The sequence below is a fragment of the Paracoccus sulfuroxidans genome, assembly GCF_007830335.1.
Classification (GTDB): Bacteria; Pseudomonadota; Alphaproteobacteria; order Rhodobacterales; family Rhodobacteraceae; genus Paracoccus; species Paracoccus sulfuroxidans.
Genome location: NZ_VLKU01000017.1, coordinates 22,437 through 37,896, shown reverse-complemented (window position 1 = coordinate 37,896; position 15,460 = coordinate 22,437). Strand labels below are relative to the sequence as shown.

Below are 15,460 nucleotides of genomic sequence, written 5' to 3'. Positions count from 1 at the left end.
TCACTTCACCGAGGCCAGAACCGCATCCGCGCCGGGTTGCCCGTCAAGGGTGGTGACGCCCTCCAGCCAGGTCCCGACCCGATCGGGATTGGCGGCGATCCAGGCTTTCGCGGCCTCGGCCGGGTCCATCGCATCGTCAAGGATATTGCCCATCAGGACGTTCTCAATGTCGACGTCGAACACCAGTTGCGAAAACAGCTTCGCCGCATTCGGGCAGGCCGCGACCCATTCCTTGCGCGCGACGGTATGCACGGTCGCGCCGCCGAAATCGGGGCCGAATTCCTCATCCCCGCCGGTCAGATAGATCACGTTCATCTTGACGTTCATCGGATGCGGCGCCCAGGCCAGAAAGACCGAAGGCGTGCCCGCGCCGTCGTTGCGCTGCACCTGCGCCAGCATGCCCTGTTCGCTCGACTCGACCAGTTCCCAGTCGCCAAGACCGAACTTGTCGGCGTCGATCATCTTCTGGATCGACTGGTTGGCGGGCGCGCCGGGCTCGATCCCGTAGATCTTGCCCTGAAAAGCGTCCTTATGGGCGTCCAGATCGGCGAAATCCTTGACCGGCAGATCCTTGATGGCGTCGGTCACGGCCAGGGTGAACTTCGCGCCGGTCAGGTTCTGGACCAGCTCCTCGGTTTTGCCCGAGGCGTCCAGATCATCGCGGAATTTCTGCTGCGCGGGCATCCAGTTGCCCAGAAACACATCGGTTTCGCCGTTTTTCAGCGCCTCATAGCCGATGGGCACCGACAGCGTCTTGATGTCGGGCGTATAGCCCAGCCCGGTCAGAAGGGCGTTCGCCACGCCATTCGTCGCGGTGATGTCGGTCCAGCCGGGGTCGGAAAGCCGCACGGTTCCGCAGGTCGCGGCGTCATCGGCAAGGGCGGGCATGGCGGCGGTCAGGGCAACTGCGGCGACGGTGGCTTTGATGATCTTGCTCATGGCATCCTTGCTTCAACGTGACGGTGACAACTCGGGACAGATAATCATATTGATATCCCCCATGCCCATCAGCGCAACCCCGCTTGCGCTGTGGCGGCGCAGGTCCTTTTGTGAAGGCAGGCCCATGACCGACGACCCCTCAGCGACAGCCCCCTGCGCGATCTGCGGCAAGTCCACGCCTGTGGGCGATCTTGTCCCGCTGTCGATGAACCGGACCATGCTGGCTGACCTTATCCGCAAGGATCGGCCCGATCTGCGACCGGACGGGATGATCTGTCGCGATTGCATGGCGAAGTACCGCCAGCTTTACCTGACCCAGCTTCTGGCGGATGAGACGGGCGAGCTGGGCGCACTTGAGGCAGGCGTTGTCGAGGCGCTGGAGCAGGGCGAATTGCTGACCCTGCAAACCGCCCGCGAGTCGGTCGAGCCGATGACCTTCGGCGCGCGTCTGGCGGATCGCGTGGCCGAGATTGGCGGCTCCTGGGGCTTCATCCTGTTGTTTTCCTGCGTGCTGGTCGGCTGGATGGGCCTTAACACGCTTGGGTTTTTCACAAAGCCCTTTGACCCTTACCCCTTCATCCTGCTGAACCTGCTGTTGTCCTGCGTCGCGGCCTTTCAGGCCCCGGTCATCATGATGAGCCAGCGCCGACAGGAGGCCAAGGACCGGCTGCGCGCGGAAAACGACTACCAGATCAACCTGAAGGCAGAGCTGGAGCTGCGTCAGCTGCACGAGAAGATCGACCACCAGCTGACCCATCAATGGCGCCGCTTGCTGGAGATTCAGGCGATCCAGACCGACCTTCTGCGCGAGCTTCGGGGACCGGATGCCGCGCGGGCCGACCTTGGCGCGACTGACGGCAGGGCGTCCGGGAAATAGAACGGGCCGCCCCAGAGGAACGGCCCGCGAGATCTACGGAGATGGTCCGGTTAGGGTTGGAGTACAACCACCGTCCCAGTCAGGGTTTACGACCCTTGGGGCTGCCCTCAGGCCACGGCCCCCCTGACTGTCCCGACACCTCTCTCCACTATCACTCTCGACACTGGACCACCTCCTTTCAATATGTTGCCGTTAAATGGAAGCGTGCCACAAATATTGTGTCTGTCAATCAGATTTGCGTCCGTCTTTCGATCAGATTTCCGACAATGATGCGGAACGGTATCAGCGCCAGAACGGCCTGCGCCATCTTCACCGACCAGTCCGCCACCGCCAGCGAGACCCATAAAGGCTGAACCGGCCCGACGCCCAGAAGCGGCAGCGCCTCATTGGCCCAGGCCACGTCGTCATGCGGGAAAATGCCCGAAAGCGCGGGCGCGAAGGCGATGAAAAAGAAGACCACCGTGTCCAGAACCGAGCCCGCGACGGTCGCGGCCAGCGGCGGAAGCCACCAGTTGATGCCGCGCAGGCGGTTGAAGATGGTGATGTCCAGAAGCTGGGCCGACAGGAAGGCCGCGCCCGAGGCGACGGCGATGCGCAGCGTCGTCTTGTCCAGCCCGGCGGCCACGACCGAACAGGCGACCCCGGTCAGGAAGCCCGCAAAGACCACCTTGCGGGCGACGGCGGGGCCATAGACGCGGTTCATGATATCGGTGACCAGAAACGCCAGGGGATAGGTCAGTGCCCCCCAGGTCAGCCAGTCGCCCAGCAAATGCTGGACCAAAATATTCGAGGCCACCACGACGGCAGCCATGGCAAGAATGCCAGGAAGAAGGCGGGACATATCTGATCCGTTTTGACAAGGTAGCGGAGACTCGGCCCGAAGCACGGCCTCGGGCAGGGGCGCGATACGCCCCGCCGCCTTGCGAGTCAAGAATCAGGCGGCCGTAGCGCGCTGCATCTCGACCGAGAAACGGCCGCACATGCCCTCGACGGCGGTGTTGGTCAGCGCGATGACGGTGCGTTTGCGCAGCGGATCGATGAACCAGCAATGGCCGTAGATCCCACCCCAGGTGATGCTGCCCTTGGAAAGCCCGACCGAGGCCGCCTGCGGGTCGGTGATCAGCGCCCCCGCCCAGCCGTGGCCATAACCGGGGCCGCGCAGCGGATGTTCACCCAGAACGCGGTTCGTGGTCGCGGCGGCGCGCAGATCTGGCGTCAGGAACGCGCCCTCGCGCAGCGCCTCCAGAAGCAGCAGCGCCGATTCCGCCGTTCCGGCCATCCCGCCCCCGCCCGAGGGGAAGGCGGAAAGATCGGTGATCCGCTGCGGGTCGAAAGCATAGCTGAAGCCTTCGGGCAGGTTGCCACGGATGCGGGTCACGCCCTCCATCCGTTTGGGCTCGGGCTGACCGTCGACATAAGGCACGGCAAGGTTCGTCGTGTCAGGCAGAAAGAACGAGGCATCCAGCGCCAGCGGTCCGGTCACCAGCTCGGCCATGGCGAAGGGCAGGGCGCTGTCGGTCACCGCCTCGATCACCGCGCCCAGAACGTCGGTCGCGACCGAGTAGCGCCAGTCCTGCCCCGGCGTCAGGTCCAGCGGCACCGAGGCGATGCGGCGGATATTCTCGGGCAGCGAGATCATCCGTTCAGAGATGCCGTCCGACACGCCCGCGCTTTCATAGGCACCGCCGGGCGGTTGGGCGAAGGCGTAATCCAGCCCCGCCATATGCGACATCAGGTGATTGACGGTGATCTCGGGACGGGAGCCATCGGGAAAAGCGGGGGTGAACTCGGGCAGCCAGCGCGCGACCGGATCTTCGGGCGAGAGGCGCTGCTGCGCGATCAGTTGCAGCGCGGCCATGGTGACGAAGGGCTTGGTGACCGAGCTATAGCGGAACCAGGTGCCGGGCTGCATCTCGATGCCGTTTTCCCGGTCGGCAAGGCCAGCGGCGCGGGAATAGGTAATCTGGCCGTCCTCGGCCATCATCACGACCGTGCCGACCAGCCGTTTCTGCGCAATGGCCGCATCGATCGCCGCATCCAGTGCCGCGATGGCGGGGGTGTCGGGGCTTTTGCCGCTCATGTCTTGCTCCTTTACCGCTCGTTTTTCTGCCAACGAACGCAAGCGGGGCCGGCAAGTAAAGGCCGATGGCCAGAGGGGCGCGGAAATCGGCTTATTCAGCCGGTTCGATGACGCGATATTCGACTAGCTCGGTGCGCTGCAGGAAGTAGAAATTATCGTCCGAGATCATCGTCAGCCGGATCCCCAGCCCGTCGCTCCAGGCGGTGATGCCCTCCAGATTGTCATATTGCAGGGAGCGGGTTTCCAGCAGCGTGACCTCGTTCTCGATCCCGTTTTCGGTCAGATCGAAGCGCCGGACGCGGGACAGGAAGCCCAGAAGGCCCTTGAAGTCACGTTCCAGCAGATAGAAGCGGCCATCCGGGCCGATATCCGCGCCGACCGGCAGCCAGGCGCCCGAGCGCGGAATGCTGAAGGGCTGATCCCAGGCGCCATCCCTGTAGCGCCAGACCGGGAAGGGCCGCGTCAGCATGCCCGAGCGTTCGGGCAAGGTCAGGATCGTCCCATCCGCCGTGATCGCCAGCGCCTCAAGCGAGGAGTTGCGCTGCATCTCCTTGAACTCGGGCGGGCTGGGCAGGGGTTTGGCGGGGCTGTCGGGCGTGTCATAGCGCACGACGCGCGTCAGCCCCTCGAAGCTGACCCACATTGCGCCGTCGGGGCCGATGGCAATGCCCTCACTATCGGCCAGATAGCCGCCTTTCAGCGGCGCGCCATGGGCATCGCGCAACCGGGCGATGCCTGCGGTGTTCATCGCGCGGATGCGACCCGCGCCGTCACGCTCGACGCTGCCCCAGCGAACGGTTCCCCGGTCCGACAGCGCGTGAAAGCGTGTGCCGTCGTCATTCATCTCGATGCCCGAGAAGCCGCCGAACGCCTCGTCATCCATATGCCAGACATAGGTCGCGACATATTCGACGCGGGGCTGCGCTACTGCCGCGACGGCCCAAAGGGCCAGCGCCATCGAGGCCACGCCCCTCTGGATCAGAGGGGCGAAGCGTCGGGTTCGTGAAACGGTCGTAAGGGTGTCAGGCCCTAGCGGGCCAGACCGATGGTCTGACATTGCTGGGGCATTTCACTAAGCTTGAAGCTGCGCGGGTGACGATAGTTGGGATCGGGCGGCACGGGCTTCACGCGGCTGGGGTCGATACGGTTGCGGATCCACTCGGCCGCTTCCTCGCAGCCGTCGCCCGGGGGCGGCGCGTCCTGCTGCTGGCAGACCGAGCCTGCGGGGCAGGACATGCGGACGTGGAAATGGTAGTCGTGGTTGTTGATCGGGCGCACCTTGCGCAGCCAGTTGCGGTTGCCCGTTTCCGACTGGCACATGGCGACCTTGACCACCGGGTCGACGAAGACACGCTCGACCCGCGGATCGCTGGCGGCGGCGCGGATGATCGACATGTGGCCCGGCGTCCAGTAGTTCGAAAGCGCCGTCCCCGCCCGGTTCACCACCGAGACCGAGGAAATATTCTCGCGCTGCGCCCGGCTAAGCTGCAGGCTCGAGGGCGGCAGCATCCAGATATCGGCGTCCAGACCCAACTGGTGGCTGGCGTGGCCGGTCAGCATGGGGCCACCGCGCGGCTGGCCGATGTCGCCGATGTAGAGCCCCTGCCAACCGGCGCGCTGCGCGGCTTGGGAAAGGCCGATCAGGAAACCCACCATTTCGGGGTGGCCCCAGTTGCGGTTGCGCGACAGGCGCATCGCCTGCCAGCTTGGCCCGGATTCGGGCAGCGCCACGGCGCCGGACACGCAGCCCTTGGAATAGAAGCCGACCGATGCCGGATTGCCGGCGGTGGGCCCGGGGGCGCCTCCGAACACATCCTTGGCAAGCGGTTCTGCGCCGGCAGGCAACGCGGTCGCGATGGCCGCGAACGCCAGAGCGGCGGCGGATAGCATTTTGCGGATCACTGCTCGGGTTCTCCCTCTGGTTTGACCCAGATTAGCAAAATCAGCGACAGAAGGAACAGCAAGATCAGCGGAGAAATTCCCAGACGCTGGCTGCCTGACATGCTTGTGACCAGCGTGATCAGCGCCGGGGCCAGAAATGCGGTGGCCTTGCCCGAGAGCGCGTAAAGGCCGAAGGCCTCGGTCGCGCGGGCGGGCGAGGTGTGGCGCACCATCAGCGTGCGGCTGGCCGATTGCAGCGCCCCACCCGCGCCGCCAATCGCCACGCCGCAGATGAAGAACACCGTGTCGGGCAGGTTCGACCCGGCCTCCAGCGGCATGCCGAAGAACGAGGTGCGGCTCATCCCCACCAGAACGACGCAGACAAGGCAGAGGATCGATGAGCAGATGATGATGACCGGCATCGGCCCCCATCTGCGATCCGCCAGCCCGCCGATCCAGCTGATGACGGCGGCGGAAATGGCGCTGACGACGCCAAAGATGCCCGCCATGAAGATCGACCAGCCCAGCACCGTGCCCGCATAGACGCCGCCAAAGGCGTAAAGCGCGTTCAGCGCATCGCGCGACAGCATTGACGAGGCCAGCCAACTGGCCAGCGAGCGACGGTGACGCAGGCTTTTGATCAGGTCCCACAAATCCATCATGGCGCTGCCGAAGTGCAGCGGCTTTTTCGGCCCCTTCGGTTCAGAGACCCAGAAGAGGAAGGGCAGCATGAAGACGATGTACCACAGGGCCACAAAGGGGCCGGTCGCCCGCGTCCCCTCGCGCGCAGAGGCATCAAGGCCGAGGGGCGGGTTCAGGCCCAGAAGGGTCAGCCCGGTCTTCGAATCCTCGGCCAGAAACAGCAGCACGACAGCCAGCGATACCACACCGCCCACATAGCCGAAGGCAAAGCCCGAGCCCGAGACGCGGCCGATCTCATCTCGTGAGGCAAGGCCGGGCAGCATCGCATTTGTGAAGATCGTGGCGAATTCAATGCCGATCAGGCCGATGGCAAAGCTCGTGATGGCGAAATGCAGGTTCGGCTGTTCCGGCATCAGGTACCAAAGCCCCGCCGACCCCAGCACATAAAAGCCCGAGAAGACCCACACCCAGACCAGCCTGCGCCCGGTGTTGTCCGCAATCGCCCCCAGGATCGGGGCCAGCACGGCAATGATCACGCCCGAGATGGTCAGCCCGGTCCCCCACAGCTCTTGCGCGGCAGCGGCAGCGGTCGCCGTATCCATGCCCTGCTGGGCGAAATGGTGCCGCGCGACCTCGGCGTAATAGACGGGAAAGATGAAGGCCATCAGCAGCGTGGCAAAGGGCTGACTGGCCCAATCAAAGAACCACCAGCCCCAAATGCGCTTGCTGTTCATCGCGTTCGTCCCTGCTGAGCCTTGATTGCCGGCATAAGGACAGAGCGCGCTCAGGCTGGCAAGTCCTCGCGCGGGTCGCTGGCGGCCAGCGGGGGGACCTCGGGCGGCCAGGGACGGGCGGCATCGGCGGCGATCCAGTCCCTGACCCAATCGGGCAGCGCCGGGCTTTCCGAGGGCAACCCGGCCGCATCCAAGAGGCGCGCGGGCGGCACGATCCCGTTCTCGGATGTGATCGCGGCGCGCAGCAGCATGTGGTTGCAGCATTCGCCGCGCCGCCACATCGATTGCTCCATGTAAAGGAAGCGGTTGTCCCACCCCAGCGAGCGCGAGAGCATGGTGAACCGCTGGAACGCCCGGATCCGGCGACGATAGCGGACCGAGTTCCCGGCGACGGTGATGCCCCAGCGGTTCTGGCGCATCGTGTCGATCATACCGGTGCGCACCGCCATCGGGATGCGGCCCAGATCGTAAAGCGTCAGGGTGCGGCCGTTGTTCAGCTCGATCCAGGGGTCAAGGTCCCAGGGCCAGCAGCGGTGGGTCGAGACATGCACCCCCAGCGGGTCCAGTGCGGGCGCGCGACGGAATTTCAGCATTTCCTTGGCGAAACGCGCGAATGGGTACATGGGTGCGGTCCCTTCTGGCATGCCCGACCGGGCCCGGCTAGCCCCCGATGCCGCAGACGTCAACCGGGACGCCACGGCTAATGGGTTGCGCGAAGCCCGTGGCTGGCTTACCTGTCCCAAAACTCCATGACCGAGGGATGTGATGCTGACACTTTATCAGGCGCTCATGCTGATCCTTGACGTGATCTGGTTCGTGATGATCGCCCATATCCTGATGTCATGGCTGATCAACTTCCAGGTGCTGAACCTGCGCCAACCGCTGGTCTGGCAGATCTGGAACGGGCTGAACCGGCTGCTTGAGCCGATCTATGCGCCCATCCGCAACATCCTGCCCAACACCGGGGGCCTCGATCTGGCGCCGCTGGTGGTCTTTGTCATCATCATCATCCTGCAGCGGGCGCTGGCCAATAACGCGGGCTGGTTCCTGGGCTGATGTCCGCCGCGCCTCTTTTGCGGCAGATCTTCGGCTTTGACGCCTTCCGGCCCGGCCAGGAAGAGATCGTCGATGCCGTCGCCCAGGGCCGCAACGTGCTGGCCATCATGCCGACGGGCGGCGGAAAGTCGCTGTGTTATCAACTGCCTGCGTTGATGCGCGACGGGGTGACGGTGGTCATCTCGCCGCTGATCGCCCTGATGCGCGATCAGGTGCGGGCGCTGGCCGAGGCCGGTGTGGCGGCGGGCGCGCTGACCAGTGGCAATACTGAGGAAGAGAATGCCGAGGTCTTCCGCGCGCTCACCTCGGGCGCGTTGCGGCTGCTTTACATGGCGCCCGAGCGGCTGGCCTCGGGGGCGACGGTCTCGATGCTGCGGCGCGCGGGCGTCAGCGCAATCGCCGTTGATGAGGCGCATTGCGTCAGCCAGTGGGGCCATGATTTCCGCCCCGATTATCTGCGTGTGGGCGATCTGCGCCGCGCGCTGAACGTGCCGCTGGCCGCCTTTACCGCCACCGCCGATGCCGAAACGCGGGACGAGATTGTCTCGCGCCTCTTCGGAGGCGATACGCCGCAGGTGTTCCTGCGCGGCTTCGACCGCCCGAACATCCATCTGGCCTTCCAGCCCAAGGACGGGCCGCGCCGTCAGATCATGGATTTCGCGCAGGCGCGGCGCGGGCAATCGGGGATCATCTATTGCGGCACCCGCGCCAAGACCGAGACGCTGGCGCAGGCGCTGAACGAAAGCGGGCTGCCCGCCGTCGCCTATCACGGCGGCATGGAGGCCGAGGATCGCCGCGGCGTCGAGATCCGCTTTCAGCGCGAGGACGGGCTGATCGTTGTCGCGACCGTGGCCTTCGGCATGGGGATCGACAAGCCCGATATCCGCTGGGTGGCCCATGCCGACCTGCCGAAATCCATCGAGGCCTATTATCAGGAAATCGGTCGCGGCGGTCGTGACGGCGCGCCTGCCGAGACGATGACGCTGTTCGGCCCCGATGACATCCGCCTGCGCCGAAGTCAGATTGATGAAGGCCTCGCCCCGCCAGAGCGGAAATCGGCGGATCATGCGCGGCTGAACGCGCTTCTTGGGCTGGCCGATGCCAGCGGCTGCCGCCGCGTCGGCCTGCTGGGCTATTTCGGCGAAACCGCTGGTCCTTGCGGAAATTGCGACAATTGCGACCAGCCGCCCGAGGTCTTCGACGCGACCGAAGCGATCCGCAAGGCGCTGTCGGCGATCCTGCGCACCGGCGAATATTTCGGCGCGGGCCATATCATCGACGTACTGACCGGGAATGAGACCGAGAAGGTCCGCCAGCGCGGCCATGACCAGATCCCGACCTTCGGCGTCGGCCGCGACATGAGCCGCCCGCATTGGCAGGCGATCATCCGGCAGATGCTGGGCCGCGACCTGATCCGCCCGGATCCCGAGCGGCATGGCGGGCTGGCAATCACCGCCGCCGCCCATCCGGTCCTGCGCGGGGAAGAGCGGATCGAGCTGCGCCGCGACGTCATCGGCCGGGCCCGGCCCTCGACCGTGATCCGCACGCAGGTCGATGAGGAGGACGCGCCGCTGCTGTCGGCCCTGAAGGCCAAGCGCCGCGCCCTGGCCGAGGCCGCCCGCGTTCCGGCCTATGTTATTTTCCCGGACCGCACGCTGATCGAGATGGCGCAAAGCCGTCCCTCGACGCTTGATGAGATGGCGCAGGTCAACGGCATTGGCGCCAAGAAGCTGGAAAGCTATGGCGAGGATTTTCTGCGGGTCATTGCGGGCGACGTCGCGCCCATGCATCCGGCGCGCAAAGCGCTGGCCGGGCGCGCCTCGGGTGCGCTGTTCGACCGTCTGGCCGAGGCGCAGACCCGGCTGACGCGCGGCGAGGATGGCACCGAAAAGCCCTTGTCGGTCAGCAATTCGATCCTGCGCCGGATCGCGGAAGACCGTCCGCGCGACCTTTCGCGTTATCTTGATACCGCAAGGCTTGAGCGTTTCGGTGCCGCCTTCGACGCCGAGATCAGCGCCGAGTGATCAGGCGGCCTCGGCCTCCGTTGGCGTGTCGTCGTTCTTGGGCGGTTTGACGCCAAAGACCGCGCAGTAAAGTGCGGGCACAAAGATCAGCGTCACCAGCGTTCCCGCGATGATGCCACCCATCATGGCGAAGGCCATCGGCCCCCAGAACACCTGCCGCGAGATCGGGATCAGCGCCAGACTGGCCGCCGCCGCCGTCAGCAGGATCGGCCGCGCGCGGCTGTCGGAGGCCTCAAACACGGCCTCCCAACGGGAATGGCCCTTGCTGAGCAGCACCTGAATCTCATGCACCAGAATGATCGAGTTCCGGATCAGGATGCCGACCAGCGCCAGCACGCCCAGAATGGCGACAAAGCCCATCGGCACGCCGAAGGGCAGCAGCGCCGCGACCACGCCGATCAGCCCCAGCGGCGCGGCGGCAAAGACGATGAAGGACAGCCGGAAGCTTTGCATCTGGATCATCACCAGAAGCGCCATGACCAGCAGCATCACCGGGACGACGGCGGCAATCGGCTCCTGACTTTCGGCCGAGGTCTCGACCGTGCCGCCGATCTTGACCTGCACCCGCGAGGGCAGATCAGCGGTGAAGGCGTCGACCCGGCCCTGAAGCGCGGCAATCAGCGTCGCGGGCTGGTCCTTGGTGGTGATCGCCGCCTTGACCGTGACCGTGGGCAGGCCGTCGCGCTGCATGATCAGCGGCTGCTCGGTGCCATATTCCAGCTTCGCCAGTGACGCCAGCGGAATGGGTGTGCCGGTCGCGGTCGCCAGTTGCAGGTTCTGGATGGACTCCAGCGAGGCGCGATCATCCTCGGCCCCGCGCGCGATGATGTCGATCAGGAAGATGTCGTCGCGCAGCTGCGTGACCGTGACGCCCGAGAACAGCGCCATCAGCGCGCCCGAGATATCCTCATTCGTCACGCCCAGTTGGCGCGCCTGATCCTGATTGACCTGCAGGCGAATGACGCGCGCGGGTTCGTTCCAGTCCAGCGAGATATCGCGCAGGCGCGGCTCGGTCGCCAGCACGGCGGCAAGGTCGCGGGCGGTGTCGCGCGCCTCGTCAATGTCGGGCGAGGACACCCGGTACTGCACGGGTTTGCCGACCGGAGGACCGATTTCGAGGTTCTTGATATAGACATCCGTGCCCACCAGATCACGCTCGACAATCTCGGTCAGGCGCGCCTTCAGGCGGTCGCGGGCCGCAAGATCGGGGGTCTGGATCACGATCTGACCCATGAACGGCCCGGGCGTCGGCACATCCATCGACAGTACGAAGCGTGGCGCGCCGCGTCCGACATAAGAGGTCCAGAACAGCGCATCCGCATCCTCGGCCAGCTGCGATTCGATCAGGTCCATATCGGCCGAGGTCTTGGCGATCGAGGCGTTGGCGCGTTCGGTGATGTCCAGAATGATCTCGGTTCGGTCCGAGGTCGGGAAGAACTGCTGTTCGACGAAGCGCATGCCGAAGACCGACAGCGCGAACAGCAGGACGGTAGCCGCGATGGTCACCCATTTGTGCCGCATGCCCGCCAGCAAAAGCCGGTGAAAGGCGCGGCGAAGCCAGCTGGCCTTTTCCGAATGATGCGCCATCTTGGCGGGCAGGAAGGTGACGCCCAGAAGCGGCGCGAAAAGGACCGCGACGATCCAGCTGACCAGCAGCGACACGGCGATGACGACGAAGAGCGAAAAGGTGAACTCCCCCGCAGCCGAGCTGTTCAGCCCGATGGGGATGAAGCCCGCGACGGTAACCAAAGTGCCCGTCAGCATGGGAAATGCGATCGAGGTCCAAGCGTAGCTGGCCGCCTGTCCCAGATTGTCGCCCAGTTCCAGCCGCGAGATCATCGTCTCGATCGCGATCATCGCGTCGTCGACCAGAAGGCCAAGCGCGATGATCAGCGCCCCCAGCGAGATCCGCTGCAGGGTGATGCCGTAAACCTCAAGGATCATGAAGGTGATGGCCAGGACCAGCGGAATGGTCAGGGTGACGACGAAACCCGCCCGCATGCCAAGGCTGATGAAGCTGACCAGCAGGACGATGGCGACCGCCTCGGCCAGCGCCTTGACGAAATGGCTGACGGCTTCGTCGACGACATGGGGCTGGTCGGCAAATTTCGCCATCTCGATCCCCACCGGAAGATCGGCGGCGACGTCGGCCATCAGCGCGTCAAGTTCTGCGCCGAATTCCAGAATATTGCCGCCTGCGCGCATCCCGATCTGCAGGCCGATGGCCGGTTCGCCGCGATAGCGGAACAGCGTCGAGGGCGGGTCCTGATAGGTGCGCCGGATCGTGGCGACATCGGTCAGGTTGAAGAAGCGGTCGCCGACCCGCAGGTTCACCGCCGCAATCGAATCCGTATTGTCAAACTGGCCGCCCACGCGGACCAGAACCTGCTCGGGACCCGCCTGAATGATGCCCGAGGGCGCGATGGCGTTCTGGGTGGCCAAGGTGTTCATCACCTGCACCTGATTGAGGCCCAGTGCCGCCAGCCGCGCGCTTGAAAATTCCAGATAAATCTCTTCCTTGCGGACACCCAGAAGCTCGGTCTTGCCGGCGGCGGGAAGGGCCTGCACGCGCTTGCGGATATCCTCGACCCGGTCGCGCAACTCGCGCAGCGTGAAGCCGTCGGTGGTGAAGGCATAGATGTTGCCGTAGACGTCGCCGAAATTGTCGTTGAACTGGAAGCCCGCGAATTCCTGCGGGAAATCGGCGCGGATGTCGGACATCATGCTGCGCACGCGCTTCCAGATCTCCGGCACGAGCGGGCCACGGATCGAAGGGTCAAGCTCCAGATAGACGACCGATTGTCCCGGCATCGTCACCGAGCGGGTGAACTTCAACTCATCCAGCTCTTCCAGCTTGGTCTCGATCCGCGTGGTGACCTGATTGAGCGTGTCTTCGATGGTCGCACCGGGAAGGGCGGCGCTGATCACCATGGTCTTGATGGTGAAGTTCGGATCCTCTTCTCGCCCGAGGTTCAGATAGCTGAACGTGCCCGCGATCATCGAGACGATCAGCAGGAACCACACCAGAGAGCGGTGGTGAAGCGCCCAGTCCGAGAGGTTGAACCCCTTTTGCGTCATGGGCTTACCCCTTCTCCGACTCTTTGGCCCTCGGTCAGCGAGTGGATGCCCCGGATGACGATTTCCTCGCCCAGAGACAGGCCGTCGCTGATCGCGACGATGCCGTTGATCGCGGGGCCAGCGGGTGTGATCTCGCGCCGGGTGACCGTCGCGCTGTCGTCTTGGCGCTCAACAACCCAGACGCCCGGGCTACCGTCCTTCGTCAGAATCGCGGCCTGCGGCAGGGCGGGATGATGGTCGCCCTTGATCTGCGGGCGGGCGCGGATCAGCGCGCCCAGCCTGATATCTGCCTGCTCGGCCAGCGCGAGATGCACGCGCCGCGTCCGGGTGGCGGCATCCGCCAGCGGCGCAATCTGCCGGACCTTGGCGGGCTGGATGTTGTCGGGGTCACTTTCCGCCCAGACCTCGAACGCCTCTCCGATCGAGACATCCTGCAGCGCCGTTTCGGGCAGGTCGATGACGGCCTCAAGCTCGCCTTGCGCAGCCAGTTTGAACACAGGCTCACCCGCGCTGACGACCGCGCCGGTGTTGACATAGCTTGCGCTGATGACGCCGTCGAAGGGGGCTGTCATCACCGCAAATCCTTCGGCGTCGCGGGCGCGCACCAGCTGCGACTGGGCCTGATCCATCTGCGCCTGCGCGGCGGTATAAGCGCGCTCGGCCTGTTCAAGCTGGGCGGCGGGGGCGACATTGCGGCGCGCCAGTTCCCGCGTGCGTTCCAGCATCGCTTCGGTCGTTTGCAACTGAACCTCAGCCGAATCGACGGCGGCGAGGGCGGCATTGACGTCGCCATGAAGGTCATCAGGGTTCAGCGAGGCCAGTGTCTGGCCCGTCTTGACCAGATCGCCGATGTCGACGTTGCGCGTGGCCACGCGCCCGATGGTCTGAAAGCCCAGCGTCACCTCGACCCGTGCAGCGATCGCTCCGGGGACCGAGCGCACGTTCTGCGAGGTGTCGGCCAGAATGATGCTGGCCACGGGGCGCGGCGCGGTTTCTTTCGTCGTTTTCGCGGTCTGCCAGGGCCAGCTGAAGGCATGTGCAGTGCCTGCAAAAGCCATACACACAAAGATCAGCAGACCGGTGATCGCCCCCTTCATTTCCGCACCTCCGCTGCGACGACGGTCCGGCCAGGATAAAGCTTCTGCGACCCGGCGCCGACGACTGTCTCTCCGGCTTCGAGCCCGGATTTCAGGATGACCTTGCCATCCACGAAGCGCTCGATCACGACGGGCCGCAGGTTTGCGCGACCATCGGCCTCAACCACCCAGACGGCAGGTTGATCATGCGATGCGGTTAGGGCCGTCCAGGGAATCGCGATCCCCGAACCAAGCGGGAAATGGACAACGCCATGCGTCGCCCCGCCCAGCAGGTTGATGTCGTCGGGCGGGTTGTCGATCGTCGCGTGAATGGTGACCGAGCCCGTCATCGGATCGACAAGCGGAGAGACCTCGGTGACATGGGCCGTCATCGTCATCCCGGGATAATCCAGGGGCGTAATGCTGACCGAGGCACCCATGGCGGCGTGCAGCAAGGGGGAATCGGGTGTCTGAAAGACCGCCTCGCGCCCCTGTGCGGCGGCCAGCGACATCACCGTCTGGGCCGCGCCCACGATCTGCCCCGGCTCGACAGAGCGCGTCGTCACAATGGCATCGGTCGGTGCGCGCAGGACGGTATCCTCCAGCGCGCGTTGGGCCTGCCCCAGGGACGTCATAGCCTGAGCCAACGCCCCTTCGGATGCCGACAGTGCCTGAGAGGCGGAATCCGCTGCCGCCCTTGTGCCGACGCCGCGCTCCAGCATCGCCTTCGCGCGGTCATTCGCCTGTTTGGCCTGCGCCTGCGCGGCGCGGGCTGAGCTGACGGCAGCCTCGGCCACGCGCAGCCCCTGTGTCTGCTGAGTGGGATCGGTGCGGGCCAGAGCCTGACCTTTCACCACCTTGTCGCCTTCTGCCACCAGAACCGAGGTGACACGGCCGCCCAGCCGGAACCCCATATCGATGCTGTCCTTGGCAAGGATCGTCCCGGTCAGCCGCGAATCCAGCGTCAGCGACGTCGTTTCGACCGGGACGAATTCGACGCGCAACCCTTCCTCTGCCATGGCAAGCGAGGGGGTGGTCAGTCCGATGATGAGCAGCGCCGTAAATCTGTTCAT

Annotated in this window: 13 protein-coding genes; 3 read left to right on the top strand and 10 right to left on the bottom strand. The window is 65.2% G+C overall.

The window, feature by feature from the left end:
• Positions 1-939, bottom strand: coding sequence for a choline ABC transporter substrate-binding protein (gene choX, locus IQ24_RS19500; protein WP_145400050.1), 939 nt, complete (start codon positions 937-939; stop codon positions 1-3).
• 124 nt (positions 940-1,063) lie between these two features.
• Between choX and IQ24_RS19495 the strand changes: the two genes are divergently transcribed.
• Positions 1,064-1,816, top strand: coding sequence for a DUF1003 domain-containing protein (locus IQ24_RS19495; protein WP_145400049.1), 753 nt, complete (start codon positions 1,064-1,066; stop codon positions 1,814-1,816).
• 229 nt (positions 1,817-2,045) lie between these two features.
• On the opposite strand, the gene IQ24_RS19490 is transcribed toward IQ24_RS19495, so the two are convergent.
• From IQ24_RS19490 to IQ24_RS19465, 6 genes are all read right to left on the bottom strand, one after another.
• A complete protein-coding gene (locus IQ24_RS19490; protein ID WP_145400048.1) occupies positions 2,046-2,657 on the bottom strand; it encodes a VUT family protein in 612 nt (203 codons plus the stop codon).
• A gap of 93 nt (positions 2,658-2,750) precedes the next feature.
• A complete protein-coding gene (locus IQ24_RS19485; RefSeq protein ID WP_145400047.1) occupies positions 2,751-3,896 on the bottom strand; it encodes a serine hydrolase domain-containing protein in 1,146 nt (381 codons plus the stop codon).
• 91 nt (positions 3,897-3,987) lie between these two features.
• Positions 3,988-4,854: an esterase-like activity of phytase family protein gene (locus tag IQ24_RS19480; RefSeq protein ID WP_242008358.1), complete on the bottom strand. Its 867-nt coding sequence runs from the start codon at positions 4,852-4,854 to the stop codon at positions 3,988-3,990.
• Between the two features lie 71 nt (positions 4,855-4,925).
• A complete protein-coding gene (gene mepA / locus IQ24_RS19475) occupies positions 4,926-5,798 on the bottom strand; it encodes a penicillin-insensitive murein endopeptidase (RefSeq protein WP_145400046.1) in 873 nt (290 codons plus the stop codon).
• Entirely contained in the window at positions 5,795-7,153 is a 1,359-nt protein-coding gene (locus IQ24_RS19470; protein WP_145400045.1) for an MFS transporter, read from the bottom strand. Before IQ24_RS19470 ends, mepA begins: the two co-directional genes overlap by 4 nt.
• Positions 7,154-7,203: 50 nt before the next feature.
• Positions 7,204-7,776: an acyl-CoA thioesterase gene (locus tag IQ24_RS19465; protein WP_145400044.1), complete on the bottom strand. Its 573-nt coding sequence runs from the start codon at positions 7,774-7,776 to the stop codon at positions 7,204-7,206.
• Between the two features lie 142 nt (positions 7,777-7,918).
• Between IQ24_RS19465 and IQ24_RS19460 the strand changes: the two genes are divergently transcribed.
• Positions 7,919-8,209 carry a YggT family protein gene (locus IQ24_RS19460; RefSeq protein ID WP_145400043.1) on the top strand — a complete coding sequence of 97 codons (291 nt, stop codon included), beginning with the start codon at positions 7,919-7,921 and terminating at the stop codon, positions 8,207-8,209.
• Complete coding sequence (recQ, locus tag IQ24_RS19455) at positions 8,209-10,233, top strand: DNA helicase RecQ (protein WP_145400042.1); 2,025 nt, start codon at positions 8,209-8,211, stop codon at positions 10,231-10,233. Before IQ24_RS19460 ends, recQ begins: the two co-directional genes overlap by 1 nt.
• Here recQ and IQ24_RS19450 read toward each other — a convergent pair whose 3' ends face one another.
• The 3 genes from IQ24_RS19450 to IQ24_RS19440 are packed head-to-tail and all read right to left on the bottom strand — an operon-like array spanning position 10,234 to position 15,460.
• Positions 10,234-13,311, bottom strand: a complete 3,078-nt coding sequence (locus IQ24_RS19450) for an efflux RND transporter permease subunit (protein ID WP_145400041.1) — start codon at positions 13,309-13,311, stop codon at positions 10,234-10,236.
• Complete coding sequence (locus IQ24_RS19445; protein ID WP_145400040.1) at positions 13,308-14,408, bottom strand: efflux RND transporter periplasmic adaptor subunit; 1,101 nt, start codon at positions 14,406-14,408, stop codon at positions 13,308-13,310. The genes IQ24_RS19450 and IQ24_RS19445 overlap by 4 nt, the downstream gene beginning before the upstream one ends.
• Positions 14,405-15,460: an efflux RND transporter periplasmic adaptor subunit gene (locus tag IQ24_RS19440; RefSeq protein ID WP_145400039.1), complete on the bottom strand. Its 1,056-nt coding sequence runs from the start codon at positions 15,458-15,460 to the stop codon at positions 14,405-14,407. The genes IQ24_RS19445 and IQ24_RS19440 overlap by 4 nt, the downstream gene beginning before the upstream one ends.

Bases quoted from the DNA above. Each gene is read 5' to 3' on its own strand.
- choX (WP_145400050.1), bottom strand. From the start codon at position 939: ATGAGCAAGATCATCAAAGCCACCGTCGCCGCAGTTGCCCTGACCGCC.
- IQ24_RS19495 (WP_145400049.1), top strand. From the start codon at position 1,064: ATGACCGACGACCCCTCAGCGACAGCCCCCTGCGCGATCTGCGGCAAG.
- IQ24_RS19480 (WP_242008358.1), bottom strand. From the start codon at position 4,854: ATGGCGCTGGCCCTTTGGGCCGTCGCGGCAGTAGCGCAGCCCCGCGTC.
- IQ24_RS19465 (WP_145400044.1), bottom strand. From the start codon at position 7,776: ATGTACCCATTCGCGCGTTTCGCCAAGGAAATGCTGAAATTCCGTCGC.
- IQ24_RS19460 (WP_145400043.1), top strand. From the start codon at position 7,919: ATGCTGACACTTTATCAGGCGCTCATGCTGATCCTTGACGTGATCTGG.
- IQ24_RS19450 (WP_145400041.1), bottom strand. From the start codon at position 13,311: ATGACGCAAAAGGGGTTCAACCTCTCGGACTGGGCGCTTCACCACCGC.
- IQ24_RS19470 (WP_145400045.1), bottom strand. From the start codon at position 7,153: ATGAACAGCAAGCGCATTTGGGGCTGGTGGTTCTTTGATTGGGCCAGT.
- IQ24_RS19440 (WP_145400039.1), bottom strand. From the start codon at position 15,460: ATGAACAGATTTACGGCGCTGCTCATCATCGGACTGACCACCCCCTCG.
- recQ (WP_145400042.1), top strand. From the start codon at position 8,209: ATGTCCGCCGCGCCTCTTTTGCGGCAGATCTTCGGCTTTGACGCCTTC.
- IQ24_RS19485 (WP_145400047.1), bottom strand. From the start codon at position 3,896: ATGAGCGGCAAAAGCCCCGACACCCCCGCCATCGCGGCACTGGATGCG.
- IQ24_RS19490 (WP_145400048.1), bottom strand. From the start codon at position 2,657: ATGTCCCGCCTTCTTCCTGGCATTCTTGCCATGGCTGCCGTCGTGGTG.
- IQ24_RS19445 (WP_145400040.1), bottom strand. From the start codon at position 14,408: ATGAAGGGGGCGATCACCGGTCTGCTGATCTTTGTGTGTATGGCTTTT.